General features: G+C 73.0%; 17 protein-coding genes. 15 read left to right on the top strand and 2 right to left on the bottom strand.

The window, feature by feature from the left end:
• The 5 genes from JT1_RS08605 to JT1_RS08585 are packed head-to-tail and all read left to right on the top strand — an operon-like array spanning window position 1 to window position 6,516.
• Complete coding sequence (locus JT1_RS08605) at window positions 1–2,343, top strand: [protein-PII] uridylyltransferase (protein WP_068325164.1); 2,343 nt, start codon at window positions 1–3, stop codon at window positions 2,341–2,343.
• Window positions 2,344–2,401: 58 nt separating this feature from the next.
• A complete protein-coding gene (gene ffh, locus JT1_RS08600) occupies window positions 2,402–4,009 on the top strand; it encodes a signal recognition particle protein (protein ID WP_068325163.1) in 1,608 nt (535 codons plus the stop codon).
• 5 nt (window positions 4,010–4,014) lie between these two features.
• The gene (locus JT1_RS08595; RefSeq protein WP_068325508.1) at window positions 4,015–4,815 is read left to right on the top strand and encodes an alpha/beta fold hydrolase; all 801 of its coding nucleotides are present in this window, start codon (window positions 4,015–4,017) and stop codon (window positions 4,813–4,815) included.
• 45 nt (window positions 4,816–4,860) lie between these two features.
• The gene (locus tag JT1_RS08590; RefSeq protein WP_068325162.1) at window positions 4,861–5,397 is read left to right on the top strand and encodes an NAD(P)H-binding protein; all 537 of its coding nucleotides are present in this window, start codon (window positions 4,861–4,863) and stop codon (window positions 5,395–5,397) included.
• A 30-nt stretch (window positions 5,398–5,427) separates the two neighbouring features.
• Window positions 5,428–6,516 carry an amidohydrolase family protein gene (locus tag JT1_RS08585; RefSeq protein WP_068325161.1) on the top strand — a complete coding sequence of 363 codons (1,089 nt, stop codon included), beginning with the start codon at window positions 5,428–5,430 and terminating at the stop codon, window positions 6,514–6,516.
• Window positions 6,517–6,647: 131 nt separating this feature from the next.
• Here JT1_RS08585 and JT1_RS08580 read toward each other — a convergent pair whose 3' ends face one another.
• A complete protein-coding gene (locus tag JT1_RS08580; RefSeq protein ID WP_068325160.1) occupies window positions 6,648–7,565 on the bottom strand; it encodes a sulfite exporter TauE/SafE family protein in 918 nt (305 codons plus the stop codon).
• A 168-nt stretch (window positions 7,566–7,733) separates the two neighbouring features.
• On the opposite strand from JT1_RS08580, the gene JT1_RS08575 reads away from it, so the two are divergent.
• Complete coding sequence (locus JT1_RS08575; RefSeq protein WP_068325159.1) at window positions 7,734–8,195, top strand: RrF2 family transcriptional regulator; 462 nt, start codon at window positions 7,734–7,736, stop codon at window positions 8,193–8,195.
• A gap of 58 nt (window positions 8,196–8,253) precedes the next feature.
• Here the strand turns inward: JT1_RS08575 and JT1_RS08570 are convergent, their stop codons facing one another.
• Window positions 8,254–9,615 (bottom strand): alkaline phosphatase PhoX, encoded by a 1,362-nt coding sequence (locus JT1_RS08570; RefSeq protein WP_068325158.1) that lies wholly within the window; start codon window positions 9,613–9,615, stop codon window positions 8,254–8,256.
• 291 nt (window positions 9,616–9,906) lie between these two features.
• On the opposite strand from JT1_RS08570, the gene rpsP reads away from it, so the two are divergent.
• The 9 genes from rpsP to JT1_RS08525 all read left to right on the top strand — a co-directional run bounded on the left by rpsP (window position 9,907) and on the right by JT1_RS08525 (window position 15,846).
• A complete protein-coding gene (gene rpsP, locus JT1_RS08565; protein WP_068325157.1) occupies window positions 9,907–10,452 on the top strand; it encodes a 30S ribosomal protein S16 in 546 nt (181 codons plus the stop codon).
• A gap of 1 nt (window position 10,453) precedes the next feature.
• Window positions 10,454–10,696: an RNA-binding protein gene (locus JT1_RS08560; protein WP_068325156.1), complete on the top strand. Its 243-nt coding sequence runs from the start codon at window positions 10,454–10,456 to the stop codon at window positions 10,694–10,696.
• Window positions 10,697–10,792: 96 nt separating this feature from the next.
• Entirely contained in the window at window positions 10,793–11,341 is a 549-nt protein-coding gene (gene rimM, locus JT1_RS08555; protein ID WP_068325155.1) for a ribosome maturation factor RimM, read from the top strand.
• A gap of 3 nt (window positions 11,342–11,344) precedes the next feature.
• Window positions 11,345–12,544 carry a tRNA (guanosine(37)-N1)-methyltransferase TrmD gene (trmD, locus tag JT1_RS08550; RefSeq protein WP_068325154.1) on the top strand — a complete coding sequence of 400 codons (1,200 nt, stop codon included), beginning with the start codon at window positions 11,345–11,347 and terminating at the stop codon, window positions 12,542–12,544.
• Between the two features lie 206 nt (window positions 12,545–12,750).
• Entirely contained in the window at window positions 12,751–13,107 is a 357-nt protein-coding gene (gene rplS / locus JT1_RS08545) for a 50S ribosomal protein L19 (RefSeq protein WP_068325153.1), read from the top strand.
• Between the two features lie 43 nt (window positions 13,108–13,150).
• Window positions 13,151–13,834 (top strand): signal peptidase I, encoded by a 684-nt coding sequence (gene lepB, locus JT1_RS08540; RefSeq protein ID WP_082807549.1) that lies wholly within the window; start codon window positions 13,151–13,153, stop codon window positions 13,832–13,834.
• 103 nt (window positions 13,835–13,937) lie between these two features.
• On the top strand, window positions 13,938–14,762 hold the full coding sequence (lepB, locus tag JT1_RS08535; RefSeq protein WP_169701920.1) for a signal peptidase I: 825 nt from the start codon (window positions 13,938–13,940) through the stop codon (window positions 14,760–14,762).
• Entirely contained in the window at window positions 14,759–15,535 is a 777-nt protein-coding gene (gene rnhB / locus JT1_RS08530; RefSeq protein WP_082807548.1) for a ribonuclease HII, read from the top strand. Before lepB (JT1_RS08535) ends, rnhB begins: the two co-directional genes overlap by 4 nt.
• Window positions 15,532–15,846: a DUF2469 domain-containing protein gene (locus JT1_RS08525; RefSeq protein WP_068325151.1), complete on the top strand. Its 315-nt coding sequence runs from the start codon at window positions 15,532–15,534 to the stop codon at window positions 15,844–15,846. The genes rnhB and JT1_RS08525 overlap by 4 nt, the downstream gene beginning before the upstream one ends.
• Window positions 15,847–15,946: the final 100 nt, after the last annotated feature.

Genomic DNA, 15,946 nt, shown 5'->3' with positions numbered 1-15,946 from the left:
ATGACCCGCCCCGTGCCCGACATGCGCGCCGTGCGCCTCGACCTCGCCGGCACCCGGGAGTTCACCGCTCCCGGGGCCGGCGCGGTCCGGCGTGCGGCCATCACCGCCGCCACCCGCACGTGGCTCGCCGAGCTCCACGCGGCCGCCGTCGGCGACCGCGAGGGGATCGCCCTGGCTGCCGTCGGGTCCCTCGGCCGTGGGTGGTCGGGTCCCCTGAGCGACCTCGACCTCGTGCTCGTGCACGACGGGCGCAGCGTCGCCGCCGGGGACCTCGCCGGCGCGGCGGAGCGGCTCTGGTACCCGATCTGGGACTCCGGCCTGGCCCTCGACCACTCCGTCCGCTCGGCCGCCCAGTGCCGCGCCGTCGCCCGCGACGACCTCTCGGCCGCCGTCGGCCTCCTCGACATCACGCACCTCGCCGGCGACGAGGACCTCGTCGCGGGCGTGCGCTCCACCGTCGCCCACGACTGGCGGGCCGGTGCCCGCACCCGGCTGCCGCAGTTCCTCGAGTCGGTGCGGGCCCGGCACCATCGCCACGGGGACCTCGGCCAGCAGATCGAACCCGACCTCAAGGAGGCCCTCGGCGGGATCCGCGACGTCACCGTGCTCCACGCCCTGACCCGGGCCTGGCTCACCGACCGCCCCCACGGCGCGGTCGACCCGGCGCTCGGGCGGCTGCTCGACGTGCGCGACGCCCTGCACGTCGTGAGCGGCCGGGGTCGCGACCGGCTGCTGCGCGAGGAGCACGACGCCGTCGCCGCGCTGCTCGGCCTGCCGGACGCCGACGAGCTGCTCACCCTCGTCTCGACCTCGGCCCGCACCATCGCGTGGGCCCTCGGGTCGACGATGCGGCGGGCCGGCCAGAGCCAGCGGGCCCGCACCCTGCGGGTCGGACCACGACGTCCCGCGATGTCACCGCTCGGGCACGGGCTCTTCGCCCACGACGGCGAGGCCGTCCTCGGCTCGACCCGCCTGGTCGCCAGCGACCCCACACTGCCGCTGCGCGCCGCCGTCGCCGCCGCCCGCAACCGGCTGCCCCTGGCGCCGCAGACCCTCACCAACCTCGCCACCTGCCCCGACCTGCCGAGCCCGTGGGACCGGCACGCGCTGGACCTGCTCACCGACCTGCTCGCCTCCGGACCGGGCCTCGAGACGGTCTGGGAGGGGCTCGACCAGGCCGGCGTGGTCGAGCGGTGGCTGCCCGAGTGGACCGCCGTGCGCTCCCGGCCCCAGCGCAACCCGGTGCACCGGCACACCGTCGACCGGCACCTGCTCGAGACCGTGGCGCAGGCGGCCGCGCTCACCCGCGACGTCGCCCGGCCCGACCTGCTGCTCCTGGCCGCCCTCCTGCACGACATCGGCAAGGTCGCCGGCGCGAGGGACCACTCGCGCACCGGCGCCGGGATCGCCGAGCGCGTGCTCGCGCGGTGGGGCCTGCCCGACCCCGACCGGGAGGTCGTCGTGCTGCTCGTGCGCGAGCACCTCACCCTCGTCGAGACCGCGACGCGCCGGGACCTCGCCGAGCCGGCCACCGCGGCGAGCGTGTGCGAGCTCGTCGGGCAGGACGCGTCGACCTTCGAGCTGCTGCGGGCCCTCACCATCGCCGACGCCCGCGCCGCCGGCCCCAAGGCGTGGACCGACTGGCGCGCCAGCCTGCTCGACACCCTCACCGGCCAGGTGCGGGCCCTGCTCACCGGCAACGCGCCGCCCGTCCCGCCCCTCGCGCCCGCGCCGCAGGTCGATGACGCTGCCCTCGGGGACGTCGTCGCCGGGCGACCGCACGTGCGGGTCGAGCCGGGGCCCGGGGGATGGACCGTCACCGTGCACGCACAGGACCGGGTGGGCCTCTTCGCCGACACCGCGGGCCTCCTCGCCGCCCACGGCATGACGGTGCGACGGGCCCGGCTGGCGACCGTCGACGGCATCGCCGTGGACGAGTGGTTCGTCGAGTCGCCGGGCGGCGACCCCCCCGAACCCCTGCGCGTCACCGCGGGACTGCTCCGGCTCGGCGCCGGCGACCGTGCCGCGCTCGGCTCGCTCGCACGCCGCCGGGCGGCCGGCGGCGCGACCGCCGCCGGCGGGACGCGGGCCTTCGTGCTCCCGGGCGTCGGCGGCGGGGCCACCGTCATCGAGGTGCGTTCGCAGGACCGCCCCGGGCTGCTCCACGACATCGGCGTCGCGCTCGCAGGCCAGGACGTGGCCGTGCGGTCGGCGCACATCTCCACCTTCGCCGGCCAGACCCTGGACACCTTCTACGTGACCGGCCGCGACGGACGGGCGCTCGGCCCGGCGGCCGTGGCCCGCCTCCTCGCGACGGTGATCGACGCCTGCGACGGCGCGTGATCCTCCCTTCGCCGGGCGAGGACGAAGGGAGGGGACGCGGGCAAGTACCCTAGGCCGGGTGTTCACCAGCCTGTCCGACCGCCTGACCGCGACGTTCAAGAACCTCCGCGGCAAGGGGCGCCTGTCCGAGTCCGACGTCAACAAGACCGTCCGGGACATCCGGATGGCGCTCATCGACGCCGACGTGGCCCTGCCCGTCGTCAAGGAGTTCACCTCCGCGGTGCGCGAGCGCGCGACCGGCGCGGAGGTGAGCGGGGCGCTCAACCCGGCCCAGCAGGTCATCAAGATCGTCAACGAGGAGCTCGTGACGATCCTCGGCGGCAACACCCGCACGATCCAGTTCGCCAAGCGCCCGCCGACGGTCATCATGCTCGCCGGCCTCCAGGGCTCCGGCAAGACGACCTTCGCGGGCAAGCTCGGCGCCTGGCTCAAGGAGCAGGGGCACACCCCGATCCTCGTCGCGGCCGACCTGCAGCGACCCAATGCCGTCACCCAGCTCGAGGTCACCGGCCAGCGCGCCGGGGTCCCGGTCTTCGCCCCGGAGCGCGGCAACACCGGCGGCCACGACGCAGTCCTCGAGTCGGGGGAGGGCACCCGCTCCTTCGGTGACCCGGTCGTCGTCAGCCGCGCGGGCATCGCCCACGCCCAGAGCCAGCAGCACGACGTCGTCATCGTCGACACCGCCGGCCGTCTCGCCGTCGACGCCGAGCTGATGCAGCAGGCCGCGGACATCCGCGCCGCGGTCCAGCCCGACGAGGTCCTCTTCGTCATCGACGCGATGATCGGCCAGGCCGCGGTCGAGACCGCCCGCGCCTTCGCCGAGGGCGTCGACTTCACCGGTGTCGTCCTGTCCAAGCTCGACGGTGACGCCCGCGGTGGCGCCGCCCTGTCGGTGGCCGGCACGACCGGCCGACCGATCATGTTCGCCTCGACCGGCGAGCAGACCCGCGACATCGAGGTCTTCCACCCCGACCGCATGGCCAGCCGCATCCTCGACATGGGTGACGTCCTCACCCTCATCGAGCAGGCCGAGCGCGCCTTCGACCAGGGCCAGGCCGAGGAGATGCAGCGCAAGTTCCTCGCCGAGGAGGACTTCACCTTCAACGACTTCCTCGAGCAGATGTCGGCCATCAAGCGCATGGGCTCGCTGAAGTCGATGCTCAAGATGATGCCGGGCATGGGCCAGATGTCCGCCCAGCTCGACGCGCTCGACGAGCGCGAGTTCGACCGGGTCGAGGCCATGGTCCGCTCGATGACCCCCTTCGAGCGGACGCACCCCAAGCAGATCAACGGCTCGCGCCGCTCGCGCATCGCCAAGGGCTCCGGCGTCACCGTCTCCGAGGTCAACCAGCTGCTCGAGCGCTTCACCCAGGCGCAGAAGATGATGAAGCAGCTCGCCCGCGGCGGCGGCATGCCGGGGATGCCCGGCCTGCCCGGTGGCGGTGGCGGCGCCCGCAAGAAGCAGGCCAAGCAGGTCAAGAAGAAGGGCAAGTCGGGCAACCCCGCCAAGCGCGCCCAGCAGGAGCGCGAGGCGGCCGAGCGCTCTGCCAGCCGTCCGGCCGGCTCCGCCTTCGGCGGGCAGGGCGGTCAGGACCCCGTCGACCCGGCGAACCTCGACCCCAACCAGCTGCCCAAGGGCTTCGAGAAGTTCCTCGGCGGCCAGTGACCACGATGCGCCTCCCGGAGCTGCACGCGACCACGTCGGGCGAGTCCGGTCCTCGGGTCGCCTTCTGCCACGGGCTCTTCGGGCAGGGGCGCAACTGGACCCAGGTCGCCAAGGGCCTGTCCGACATCAGCCGGCCGACGCTCCTCGACATGCCCGACCACGGCCGCTCGCCGTGGACCGATGAGTTCACCTACACCGGTGCCGCCCGGATGGTGGGGGAGACCCTGCGCTCCATCGACGCGGACGAGCCGTGGATCGTCGTCGGCCACTCCATGGGCGGCAAGATCGCGATGCTGCTCGCCCTCCTCGAGCCCGAGCTCGTCGACCGCCTCGCCGTCGTCGACATCTCGCCCGCGGCGACGAGCAGCTTCACCGAGTTCGAGACCTACATCGCCGGCATGCAGGCCATGGACCTCGACGCCATCGCGACCCGTGCGGACGCCGACAAGGCGCTCGCACCGGCCGCACCGGACCCCGGCGTGCGCGCCTTCCTCCTGCAGAACCTGCGCCGCGAGGGCAGCGGCTGGCGGTGGCAGCCCAACCTCGAGGTCATCGGGCGGGACATCGCGACCATCGGCGGGTGGCCGGCCGACGAGATCGCCGGGCTGCCCCCCTTCGACCAGCCGGTGCTGTGGCTCTCCGGCGAGCGCTCGCAGTACGTCACCGACGACAACCTGGCGGAGATGCGCCGGCTCTTCCCGCGGATGCGGCACGTGGTGGTCAAGGGCGCCGGGCACTGGGTGCACTCCGAGCAGCCCGAGGTGACGATCGAGTCCCTCCGGGCGCTGGTGCTCAGCAGACGCTGACCCACCGGTGTGATGGACTGGCCGGACCCGACGAAAGGTCCTCCCATGTCCCGCATCGTCCTCATCGGCGGCCACGGCAAGGTCGCCCTCCTGCTCGCCCCGATCCTCGTCGAGCAGGGTCACGAGGTCACCTCCGTGATCCGCAACCCCGACCACGCCGCCGAGATCGAGGCGACCGGCGCCACCGCCCGGGTCGCCGACGTCGAGCAGCTCGACGTCCCAGGGCTGGCAGAGGTGCTCGAGGGCCACGACGCGGTCGTCTGGTCCGCCGGGGCCGGCGGCGGGGACCCGCAGCGCACCTACGCCGTCGACCCGGACAACCCCTTCTTCGCCTACGCCGAGGCCAAGGCGGCCGCCGACGAGCACCTGCGCGGCACCGACCTCGAGTGGACCGTCCTCGGCCCGAGCGGTCTCACCCTCGAGCCGGCGAGCGGCTCGATCGACGTCGGGGAGGGCGGTGGCACGGTGTCGCGCGCCAACGTCGCCCGGGTGGTGGCCGCGACCCTCGCCGACAGCGGCACGGTGCGCCGGACCATCGAGTTCCACGACGGGGCCACGCCGATCGCCGAGGCACTGCGCTGACGCGCGCGCTCGGGGGATAGCCTCGGCGGCATGGCTGATGTGCTGCGCGTCACGGGCGAGGTCCTCATCTCGGCGACCGAGAGCGTCCCCGAGCTGTGGGTGATCGACGGCAAGATCTCCTTCACCGCACCGACGTCCGGTGACGTCGAGACCGTCAGCGGGTACGTCCTGCCGGGGTTCGTCGATGCGCACTGCCACGTGGGGCTCGACGCCCACGGGGCGGTCGACGACGCGACGAGCGAGGCCCAGGCGGTGACCGACCGCGACGCCGGCACGCTGCTCATCCGCGATGCCGGGTCCCCGGCCGACACCCGGTGGATCGACGAGCGCGACGACCTGCCCAAGATCATCCGCGCCGGTCGCCACATCGCGCGGACCAGGCGCTACATCCGCAACTTCGCCCACGAGGTCGAGCCGGAGCAGCTCGTCTCCCGGGTGCGGGCTGAGGCCCGCGCCGGCGACGGCTGGGTCAAGCTCGTCGGGGACTGGATCGAGCGCGGCGTCGGGGACCTCGCCCCCTGCTGGCCACGCGAGGTGCTCGTGGAGGCGATCGCCGCCGCGCACGAGGAGGGGGCCCGGGTCACGGCGCACTGCTTCGGCGAGGAGTCGCTCGCCGACTTCGCGGCCGCCGGGACCGACTGCATCGAGCACGCGACCGGCCTCGTCCCCGAGACGATCTCGGCCTTCGCCGAGCAGGGCATCGCCATCGTGCCCACGCTCGTCAACATCGAGACCTTCCCCAAGATCGCGGCACCCGCCGCGGAGAAGTTCCCCGACTACCACCGCCACATGCTGCAGCTGCACGAGCGGCGCTTCGAGACGATCGCCGCGGCCCGGGACGCGGGCATCGACATCTACGTGGGCACGGACGCGGGCGGCTCGTTGCCGCACGGGCTCGTCGCCCAGGAGATGGAGCTGTTGACGCGCGCCGGCTTCTCGACGACCGAGGCGCTCGCCGCCGGCACCTGGGCCTCCCGCGAGTGGCTCGGCCGCCCCGCCATCACCGAAGGGGAGGACGCCGACCTCGTCGTCCTCGCCGAGGACCCGCGCGAGGACGTGCGGGCCTGCGGCACACCGGAGCACGTGATCCTGCGAGGCGCGCGGGTCGGCGGTCGCTGACGTCTGGCCGAGGCACCCCCTTCGCCCCATGAATATCGGGTCACCCGATAAACCACGGGTTCGCATGAGTTTCAAACTCCTGCTAACCCGGTGAATATCGGGTGACCCGATAAACGTGGGGCTGGTGTGACTCAGGCCGGCTCGCCCACCAGCTCGCGCTCATCCTGAGGCGTGGCCTCGGCGGCGGACTCGGCGCGGTGGGCGCGCAGGCTGTAGGCGACGGCGGCGATCCAGGCCGCCCAGACGAGGCCGTAGACGACCCACGTGGTGGGACCGTCGAGGGCGAGGCCGTCCTTGCCCATGATCGTGCGGGCGTTGGTCAGGACGATGATCCCGCCGACGAGCGAGCCGAGGATGCGCGGCGGGATGGTGCGCACGAGCCAGGCGGCGATGGGCGCGGCGATGGCGCCACCGATGAAGAGCATGGCGACCCACGAGAACCTGATCCCCTGCGAGCCGAGCGCGGCGAGGAACCCGAGGCTGGCGGCGACGGAGACGAGGAACTCGCTGGTGTCGATCGAGCCGATGACCTTGCGCGGCTCCAGGCGTCCGCTCGCGAGGATCGCGGGCGTGCCGACCGGGCCCCAGCCGCCGCCGCCGGTCGCATCGACGAATCCGCCGAAGAGGCCCAGCGGGGCGAGGAAGCGCTTGCGCAACCGGGTGCCGAGGCGGTCCTTGCGCAGCCCCTTGAAGGTGAAGCGCAGCAGGACGTAGAGGCCCAGCGCGAGCAGGATGCCGGACATGACGGGCTTGGCCGTCGAGGTGTCGAGGCTCGAGAGGAAGGTCGCCCCCGCAAAGGCGCCGAAGGCCCCGGGCACGCCGATCTTGAGCACGACCGGCCAGTCGACGTTGCCGAAGCGCCAGTGCGAGGCACCCGAGACGAGCGTCGTGCCGATCTCGGCGAGGTGGACCGTGGCGGACGCGGCGACTGGGTTGGTGCCGATGGCCAGCAGGAGCGTGGTGGTCGTGACGCCGTAGGCCATGCCGAGCGAGCCGTCGACGAGCTGGGCGAGCAGGCCGACGATGGCCAGGAGGACGAGCTTGCGCATACGGAGGACTCTTTCCGTGAGGAGTGTGCGGCGCTCCGTGGCGATCGGTTGATCTCCCACGAGATAAGCAGGAGTTTCACCCAACGTCTGCTTATCGGTCAAGTAACGCGGAGTTATGTCTCAGGGAGTGGTCGAGGTCGGATGCCACCCGCCCGCGATACTGGCGGCATGGACATCTCCGCCCGGTCGGACTACGCGGTCCGCGCGATGCTCACCCTCGCTGCCAACGGCGAAGGGGGGACCCCGGTCTCGGTCGTGCGGCTCGCCGCGGAGCAGGAGCTGCCCCGCAAGTTCCTCGAGGCGATCCTCGCGGACCTGCGTCGCGCCGAGCTCGTCGTGAGCCGGATGGGCGCCAACGGGGGCTACCTCCTCGCCCGGCCCGCGTCGCAGATCTCGGTCGGCGCGGTCATCCGGGCGGTCGACGGCCCGCTGGCCGAGGTGCGCGGGGAGCGCCCCCAGACGACGAGCTACGACGGCGCCGCGACCCACCTGCGCACGGTGTGGGTGGCGGTCCGCTCCAGCGTCCGCTCCGTCCTCGACGGCACGAGCCTGGCCGACGTGCTGAGCGGGGACTTCCCCGCGGCCGTGCAGGACGCGGTCGCCGCGCCCGGCGCCTGGGAGAACCGCTGACCGACGACGAAGGGGAGGTCGCAGCGATCGCTGCGACCTCCCCTTCGTCAGGCCGTCCTCAGAGGGCGCCCTTGCGCCACGGGCCGGTGATGGCGAAGGTGATGCCCGGGCTCTGCGCGTTGGCGAAGAGCCAGTTGCCGTTCTTCGGCTCGAAGGTCGAGCCGCACCACTCCGACCCCGTGTAGCTGCCGGCGCGCACCGTGCTGCCCGCCAGGCCGTTGCTCGGCAGGACCACGGTGTTCTGGGCGAAGGGGAAGATCTCGCCCGTCGCGGTCAGGCCGTGGAGGTACTCGCTGCCGCTGCCGTCCTCGCACAGGACGATGCCGCCGCGGGGCGAGACGCAGATGTTGTCGGGGTTGTTGAGCGTCTGGGCGCTCGGGGAGGCGATGAGGACGGTGAGCGTCCCGGCCTTCGGGTCGTACTCGAAGACCTGGCCCTGCTTGGCCGGGCCGCCGCTCGTGGAGACGATGTAGGCGCGGTCGTTGCCCCACCAGGCCCCCTCGAGCCGGGCGAACTGGGCGCCGCCCTTGGCGATGCCCTGGCGCACGGTGCTCGTCTCGCCCGGACCCGGGTCGGGCTGGTCGATGGTGACCCACGACAGGTCGCTGTAGGTGACGCCCGTGCCGTCGCCGTACGTCTGGTACGTCGCGGACCCGATGGCGAGCATCTGCAGCTGTCCGCCGTCGGCGAGCCGGCCCGGGGTCGTCGGGACGAAGCGGTAGAGGCCGGACGGGGTCGCGTCCTCGGTGAGGTAGACGATGCCGGTCGAGGGGTCGACGCAGGTCGCCTCGTGCGAGAACCGGCCCATCTCCTTGATCGGCGTGGCGTCGCTCATGCCCTTCGCCGGCACCTCGAAGACGTAGCCGTGGCGCGTGCCGTCGGCGGCGATGTGCGTGGTCTCCTCGCAGGAGAGCCAGGTGCCCCAGGGGGTCGGGCCGCCCGCGCAGTTGCGCACGGTGCCGGCGAGGGAGGCGTAGGACTCGACGAGCTCACCGGCGTCAGGGTCGAAGACGAGGGTGGTCGTGCCACCTGCGCCCTCGAGGGCGTCGTAGGCGGGGGTGGCGTAGGCGCTGCCCGTGCCGTTCTCGTGGTTGCGGACGAGGCGCACGAAGTCACCGTCGCGGAAGGCGGCCATGCCGTCGTGCATCGCCGGGGTGGGGCGGCCGTCGGACATCATCGAGCCGGTCCACCCGAAGGTGAGGTACTCGAAGCCCCTGGGCAGCGAGATGAGCTCGAGGCCGGTGGTCTGGTCCTTGGTCGGACGCAGCGGGCCGTAGTCGGGGCCGAAGGGCTGTCGGGCCATCGGGGCCGCACCGGCGGTGCGCGCGCCGAGGGCGCCGAGCGGGCCGAGGGCAGCGAGGGCGGCCGCGCCCTGGATGATCGTGCGACGCTGGACGAAGGGGGACTGCTCGGTGCTCACGAAGATGTTCTCCTTGATCAGGGGCTCGGTCGCCGGACGAGGGCCGGGACGTGAGCCAGCCAACGGCCGGTGGGCGACGTGACGGTGACCGGGAGAGCAACTGGCGGGGGCCGCAGGGTGACGCGTCGGGGCCGGTTTTGGCCGGGCGCTGCCCCGCGTGGAAGAATCCCCCTTCGTACCCGTCCGCGCCGGGGATCCCTCCTGCGCGCCGGATGCCTACACCCCGAGCCCGATACCCCGTGCGAACCGCGCACGGTCTCGCCGTGCTCACGAAACGAAGGGACCACACACGTGGCCGTCAAGATCCGTCTGAAGCGCATGGGCAAGATCCGCGCTCCGTTCTACCGCGTCGTCGTCATGGACTCGCGCGCCAAGCGCGATGGCCGGGCCATCGAGGAGATCGGCAAGTACCACCCCACCGAGGAGCCCTCGGTCATCGACATCGACAGCGAGCGCGCCCAGTACTGGCTCTCCCAGGGCGCCCAGCCCACCGAGGCCGTCGCCGCGCTGCTCAAGGTCACCGGTGACTGGCAGAAGTACAAGGGCGAGCCCGGTGCCGAGGGCACGCTGAAGGTCAAGGAGCCCAAGACCTCCAAGAAGGACCTCTACGAGGCCGCCCTCGCCAACTCCGACAAGGACGCCTCCGAGCACGAGGCCATCACGGCGAAGAAGAAGGCCGACAAGGAGGCCGCCGACAAGAAGGCTGCCGCCGAGGCCAAGGCCGCCGAGGCCAAGGCCGCCGAGGCCAAGGCCGCCGAGGCCAAGGCCGCCGAGGAGGCCGCTGCCGAGGCTCCCGCCGAGGAGGCCCCGGCCGAGGCCGAGACCACCGAGGCCTGAGATGCTCGACGAGGCGCTCGAGCACCTGGTCACCGGCATCGTCGACCACAAGGACGACGTCGTCGTCCGGAGCAAGAACCTGCGTCGCGGGCAGATCCTCGAGGTGCGCGTGCACCCCGACGACCTCGGCCGCGTCATCGGTCGCTCCGGCCGGACCGCCTCCGCGCTCCGCACCGTCCTCACCGCTCTCTCGGGCGGGGAGAACGTGCGGATCGACATCGTCGACACCGACCGCGAGCGCTGATCCAGCGCGGGCCGTCAGCACGCGCGCATGGCCGTCACCCCCACCGGGGTGGCGGCCATTCGCCATGTCGGGGCGCGGAATCGTAGGTTGTCCCGCATGACTGACACCGACGGCCACGTCGTCGCTCGCATCGGCAAGCCCCACGCGCTGCGTGGCGAGGTGACCGTGCAGCTGCACACCGACGACCCGGAGTCACGGCTCGTGCCGGGTACCGTCTTCGACACCCGCGCCGGGCCCGGGTCGGGCGTGCCGCGCCGGCTGACCCTGGCAACGACCCGCGTCCACCGCGGGATCTGGCTCCTCGGGTTCGAGGAGGTCCAGGACCGCACCGGCGCGGAGTCCCTGCGCGGCACGCGCCTGGTCCTCGCGGCGGAGGCCTTCGAGGACGAGGACGACGACGAGGGCTGGTACGAGGCGGACCTCGTCGGCCTCACCGCCCGGACCCCGGACGGCGAGGTCGTCGGCGAGGTCGTCGCCCTGGAGCTCGGCGCCGCCCAGGACCGGCTCGTGCTGCGGCGACCGGACGGCACGCGGGCTCTCGTCCCCTTCGTCGAGGCGATCGTGCCGGAGGTCGACCCCGAGGCCGGCCGGCTCGTCGTCGACGCGCCTCCCGGCCTGCTCGACCTCGACTCGTCGGGGGAGTGAGCCGTGCGCATCGACGCCGTCTCGATCTTCCCGGAGTACCTCGCCGCGCTCGACATCTCGCTCATCGGCAAGGCCCGGCGGGACGGGATCATCGACCTGCGCGTGCACGACCTGCGCGACTTCGCGCACGACCGGCACCGCACGGTCGACGACACCCCGTACGGCGGGGGTGCGGGCATGGTGATGAAGCCCCAGCCCTGGAGCGAGGCGCTCACCCACGTGCTCGACTCGGCGGACGAGGGCACCGGCGCGGCACCGGTCCTCGTCGTCCCGGGCCCGGGCGGCGAGCGGTTCACCCAGGGGACGGCGCGCGAGCTCGCCCGGGCGCCGTGGATCGCCTTCGCCTGCGGCCGCTACGAGGGCATCGACGAGCGCGTCTACGAGTGGGCCGCCGAGCGCATGCCGGTGCGGGTCATCTCGCTCGGCGACTACGTCCTCAACGGCGGCGAGGTGGCCGTCCTCGCGATGGTCGAGGCGATCGGCCGGCTGCTGCCGGGCGTCGTCGGCAACGCCGAGTCGCTCGTCGAGGAGTCGCACGAAGGGGGTCTGCTCGAGTACCCGATCTACACCAAGCCGTCGGTGTGGGACGGGGGTGACGGCGTCGCACGGGCCGTGCCCGAGGTGCTCCTCGGGGGCAACCACGGGGCGATCGCGCGGTGGCGGCACGAGCAGCGGCTCGAGCGGACGGCAGCGCGCCGACCGGACCTGCTCCACGTCGCGGCGACCACCGAGGAGCTCGCCGGGCTCGAGCACTCCGTCGCCACCCGCGCCGACGCGCCGGAGCTCACCGTGCTGCAGAAGGCCTGCTGGATCGAGATGGTGACCCCGCCGGAGCTCTGGCGGGGTGCGCCCGCGGAGGACGCAGCGACCGTGGCCGAGGGCCTCCGGCACTGGACGACCCACCTCTTCCGCGCGGGGGACCGGCTCGTGGGCTCGGTGCGCGTGCGACGCGACCCGCGGGATCCCACGACCTGGCAGATCGGCCGGCTCATGGTCGTCCCCGACCTGCAGGGCAGGGGACTCGGGCGGGCCCTGCTCGCGCACGCCGAGGCCCTCGCCCCGACCGACACGAGCACCCTGTGGCTCGACGCCGGCGCGGACCAGCCGCGCCTGCTGCGGTTCTGCACCAAGGCCGGCTACCGGGTCGTCGGCCCGGGGGAGGAGCCCGGCACCGTCGACCTGCGTCGGCCGCGCCGTCGCTGAGGGCGCCCCGCCCCACGATTTCTGGTCACCCGCCCACCTCTGGCAGAATCGGACATCGCGCTCATGGACACCGCCCCTGCCACAGGGGGAGTGCCCGGGACGAGGCCTTGGCCCCGACCCGACGGCACGCGGCGGTGGGTGCGACTCCTCATACATCACTGACGAGGGCGGACGGCCTGTGGCGTCCGCAGGAAAGCGACAGCGCCATGCAGCGTTTCGACGAGATCGACAAGGCGTCCCTGCGGGACGACATCCCCGAGTTCCGGGCCGGTGACACCCTCAAGGTGCACGTGAAGGTCATCGAGGGCAGCCGCTCCCGTGTCCAGGTCTTCCAGGGCGTCGTGATCCGTCGTCACGGCGGCGGCATCGGTGAGACCTTCACCGTCCGCAAGGTCTCCTTCGGTGTCGGCGTGGAGCGGACCTTCCCGATCCACACCCCGGTCATCGAGAAGATCGAGGTCGCCACCCGCGGTGACGTCCGCCGCGCCAAGCTCTACTACCTGCGCAACCTCCGCGGCAAGGCCGCTCGCATCCGCGAGCGTCGCGACACCCCCGCGAGCTGATCTGCCGCAGATCGCGACCCGCGCGGGTCGTAGGCTGACCCCGATGTCGACCGATCCCGCCCCGGACGCAGCTGCGTCGACCCCCGCCGGTGACCCGGCGGGGGTCGATGTGCGTCCGGCCCGGCGGCTGATGCTCGAGATCGCGGTCGCGGTCCTGCTCGTCATGCTGGTGCGGGCCTTCGTCATGCAGTCCTTCCACGTCCCGAGCTCCTCGATGGAGCCGACGATCGCCCCCGGCGACCGGGTCGTGGTCACCAAGATCGGTGCCTCGCGCGTCGAGCGCGGCGACGTCATCGTCTTCGACGGCACGGACACCTTCGCGGCCGCCGACCGCACCCCCTTCGTCTCCGACGGGTTCGTCGGGCGCACGCTCTCCGCGGTCGCCTCCACCCTCTCGATCGACCTGGGCGAGCAGGACTTCCTCAAGCGCGTCGCCGGGGTCGGCGGCGACCGGGTCGCGTGCACCCCGGAGCGGGGGCTCGTGGTCAACGGCGAGGTCGTGCCCGAGCCGTACCTGGCGCCGGGGACGAGGGCGTGCGGGACCCCCTTCGACGTCGAGGTCCCCCCGGGTCGGCTCTTCGTGCTCGGCGACAACCGGGGCGACTCGGTCGACTCGCGCAGCCACCTCGGCGACCCCGGCGGTGGCATGGTGCCGGTCGACGACGTCGTCGGGCACGTCGCCTGGCGCTACTGGCCGATGGACCGCATCGGCGGCACCGGGTCCTGAGCGACCCGACCCCGACATGGCCGGGGTGCTTGGCGCCGATGGGTCGCCCGAGCAGCGATACTGGAGAGCGATGTCGCCCGAGCGGTTTGGGCGCGGAGTAGAGATGAGACCTGTGGCACACGATCCTGACTCGGCCCATGCGGAGGCCGAGGACGCCGAGCGCGAGAGCGCCCGCACCGACCGCGAACGTCGCGGTGCCGGCGCCCGACTCGGGGCCGCGGTCCGTGAGGTCGTGGTGGTCCTGGCGATGGCCCTGGCCCTGTCCTTCGTCGTCAAGACCTTCTTCGTGCAGGCCTTCTTCATCCCGAGCCAGTCGATGGAGGACACCCTGCTCGTCGGCGACCGGATCGTCGTCTCCAAGCTCACGCCCGGGCCCTTCGAGATCAAGCGCGGTGACATCGTCGTCTTCGAGGACCCGGGTGACTGGCTGAGCCCCACGCCCGAGGCCAACCGCGGGGCGGTGCTCAACGGCCTGCGCGACGCCCTGATGTTCGTCGGGCTGCTGCCCGACACCTCCGAGGGCCACCTCATCAAGCGCGTCATCGGCATGCCGGGCGACCACGTCCAGTGCTGCGACGCCGAGGGGCGCCTCCTCGTCAACGGCGAGCCGATCGAGGAGGCGACGTACCTCAAGCAGGGCGCCGAGCCGAGCCAGCAGGAGTTCGACATCACCGTCCCGAGCGGTCGTCTGTGGGTCATGGGCGACAACCGCGGCGACTCCTCCGACTCCCGCTTCCACGACCCCAGCGGCGACGGGCGGACCGGGTCGGTGCCCGAGGACCTCGTCGTCGGCAAGGCGGTGGTCACCGTGTGGCCCTTCGACCGGATGGGTGGGCTGTCCGGTCACCACGACGTCTTCTCCCAGGTCCCTGAGGCGGGGAGCAACCGCTCGCTCGGCCCGCCGCCGGGCGAGCCGCACACGTCGTGACCGCACCCGGCCGCGCACCCCGGTCCGGGCGGCCCAGCCTGCGCGTCGAGCGTGAGCTGCAGCGCGCGGGTCACCGCGTGCTCGCGGGCATGGACGAGGTCGGTCGCGGTGCGCTCGCGGGCCCGGTGAGCGTCGGCGTCGTCGTCATCGACGAGACCTGCCGCAGCGCCCCCGCCGGCGTGCGCGACTCCAAGCTGCTGACCCCTGCAGCGCGGGGCGCGATGGTCCCCCGGCTGCAGCGGTGGGCGCTGGCGCACGCGGTGGGCCACGCCCTGCCGGCCGAGATCGACCAGGTCGGGATCATCGCGGCCCTGCGCCTGGCCGGACGCCGCGCCCTGGCGCAGCTGCCCGTCGTGCCCGACCTCGTCCTGCTCGACGGCAACCACGACTGGCTGACCGACCCCGAGGAGGTCGGGCTGCTCGCCGAGATCGCCGGTGGGGCGTCGACGCCGCCGGTGCGCACGATGATCAAGGCCGACCTGCGGTGCAGCTCGGTCGCGGCCGCGAGCGTGCTCGCCAAGGTCGAGCGGGACGCCCGCATGGTCGAGCTGGACCGCGAGCACCCGCAGTACGGGTGGGCCGACAACAAGGGGTACTCCGCGTCGGCGCACCTCGACGCGCTGACGGCCCACGGGGCCTGCGTGCAGCACCGCCGCTCGTGGGCGCTGCCGGGGGTGGGCGTCATCGCGCCCCGCCTCGTGGGAGATGATGATGGGGCCTGCGGCGACGACGCGCTCGTGGCCGGCACGACGAGCGGAGGGAGGCCCCGGTGAGCTCGGAGGACCTGGAGAAGTACGAGACCGAGATGGAGCTCGCGCTCTACCGCGAGTACCGCGACGTGGTGCACCTCTTCAGCCACGTCGTCGAGACCGAGCGTCGCTTCTACCTCGCCAACAGCGTCGACGTGAAGGTCCGCGGCGAGGGGGCCGAGGTCTACTTCGAGGTGACGATGCAGGACGCGTGGGTGTGGGACATCTACCGTCCGGCGCGCTTCGCCAAGCAGGTGCGTGTCGTGACCTTCAAGGACGTCAACGTCGAGGAGCTGGCCAAGTCGGAGCTGGCGATGCCGCAGGACGGCTTCTAGCCGTATCCGCAGACCCCTCTCGCCCCGCGCGTCGATCCACAGGTCGGTGAGGACCGCGGCGAAGGGGGACCACCCACCGTTGACTGGCGGTGGAGGTGGT

The sequence above is a fragment of the Janibacter terrae NBRC 107853 genome, from assembly GCF_001591405.1.
In the GTDB taxonomy this organism is placed as follows: Bacteria; Actinomycetota; Actinomycetes; order Actinomycetales; family Dermatophilaceae; genus Janibacter; species Janibacter terrae.
This window is presented reverse-complemented; position numbering and strand designations above follow the sequence as displayed.